This window comes from Desulfofundulus sp., from assembly GCF_049701015.1.
Taxonomy (GTDB): Bacteria; Bacillota; Desulfotomaculia; order Desulfotomaculales; family Desulfovirgulaceae; genus Desulfofundulus.
Genome location: NZ_JBNATZ010000379.1, coordinates 1 through 1,719, shown reverse-complemented (window position 1 = coordinate 1,719; position 1,719 = coordinate 1). Strand labels below are relative to the sequence as shown.

The 1,719-nt window shown below is 43.5% G+C and carries 2 protein-coding genes; both read left to right on the top strand.

The window, feature by feature from the left end; all coding sequences use genetic code 11:
* The coding region (locus tag ACPLUI_RS14615; RefSeq protein ID WP_424660969.1) for a trimethylamine methyltransferase family protein at positions 1–365 on the top strand (365 nt) is incomplete at its 5' end.
* Positions 366–386: 21 nt separating this feature from the next.
* A complete protein-coding gene (locus tag ACPLUI_RS14610; protein WP_424660968.1) occupies positions 387–1,574 on the top strand; it encodes a trans-sulfuration enzyme family protein in 1,188 nt (395 codons plus the stop codon).
* The last annotated feature ends 145 nt before the right edge of the window (positions 1,575–1,719 follow it).

Below are 1,719 nucleotides of genomic sequence, written 5' to 3'. Positions count from 1 at the left end.
GTTTAACCTTTTCCTTCGAACTGCTGGTTATGTGCAATGAAGTTATTGGACAGATTAGGAGGTTAATGGAAGGAATCAAGGTTGATTCTGAACATCTTGCCCTTGATGCTATTAAACGAGTTGGACCCGGTGGGCATTTCCTGGGAGACGACCATACATTCAAGCATTTCCGGGATAATTGGATGCCGGATATTACGGACCGGAAAACTTATGAAACCTGGCTTGCAAACGGAGGTACAACCATGCGTGAAAGGGCCAGGGCCAAGGTGAAATATATACTGGAAAACCACAAGCCTGAACCGTTGGACAAAGAGGTTGATCTAGAAATTAGCAGAATTCTGGAGGCAGTAGAAAGTAGGGCTTAAACTATTCCAGGAGGGTATACTATGAGTCAGGAAAGGTATGGCGGTTTCGCCACCAGGGCAATTCATTTTGCCAATCTAAAAGATGAGATCTCAGGTTCCCTGGTGACGCCTATTTTTCAAACGAACAGCTATATTTTTGAGAATGTTGCAGACGGGGCAGCCAAGTGCGAGAGTTTTGATAACGGGTATTGTTATACGCGACTTGGCAATCCCACTCAGACAGTATTTGAGGAAAAAATGGCTGCCCTGGAAGGCGGTGAGCAAGCACTGGCATTTGCGTCCGGTACAGCCGCTGTCAGTGCTTTGTTACTCTACTTGTTTCAAACCGGGGATCATGCTGTGGTAGATGAAACATGTTACAGTTCAACACATTACTTATTTAATGTGTTACTGCGAAAGTTTGGGGTTGAAACTACTTTTGTCGATACTACCAGCATAAAGAACGTGGAAAATGCTTTGAGGGAAAATACCCGGCTTATTTATTTCGAATCCCCTGCAAACCCTACTTTAAAAGTAGTCGATATCAAGGCTATTGCCGAACTTGGTAAAAAGTATCATATATTAACTGCTATTGATAACACATTTGCTACTCCTTATTTGCAAAAACCTATTGATTTCGGTATTGATGTTGTCATTCATAGTGCAACAAAGTATATATGTGGCCATGGCGATGCTATGGGCGGAGTTGTTGTATCTACAAAAGAAATCATTACAGATTTAAGAGAGGTAAGTTTGAAAAATATTGGAAGCGTATTGTCTCCTTTTAGTGCATTTTTATTGATCCGTGGCTTAAAGACACTTGATGTTCGGATGAGAAAGCACTGTGAAAATGCGCTCAAAATTGCTAAATTTTTGGAGGACCACCCCAAGATCGAGAGGGTATTTTATCCCGGGTTGCCAACCCATCCGCAATATGAAGTAGCTAGAAAACAAATGCGCGATTTTGGTGGCATAGTGTGCTTCGAGCTTAAGGGAGGCCTTAAGGCCGGAATTAAGCTGATGGAATCTGTGGAATTATGTATCCTGGCTGTGAGTCTTGGAGATTGCGAAACTCTGGTTGAACATCCAGCTTCTATGACACATTGGTATGTGGATAAAAAGGAGAGAGAAAAAGCCGGGATTACGGACGGCCTGGTAAGGCTCTCTACCGGTTTAGAGGATGCGGATGATTTAATTGCTGACCTGGAACAAGCCCTGGCGAAAATTTAGGGGCGGTGAGGCTATATGAGGGTAAATATTGAAGTCCTGACCACTGAACAGGTTGATACAGTTCACGAGTTAACCCTTGAACTTTTGGAGAATTGTAGCCAACAGCGGCAATGCCAATGCTTGCACCGGGCAGCAAGGCTTAAGG

Excerpts from the sequence above, each read along its gene's own strand:
- ACPLUI_RS14610 (WP_424660968.1), top strand. The coding sequence starts at position 387 with ATGAGTCAGGAAAGGTATGGCGGTTTCGCCACCAGGGCAATTCATTTT.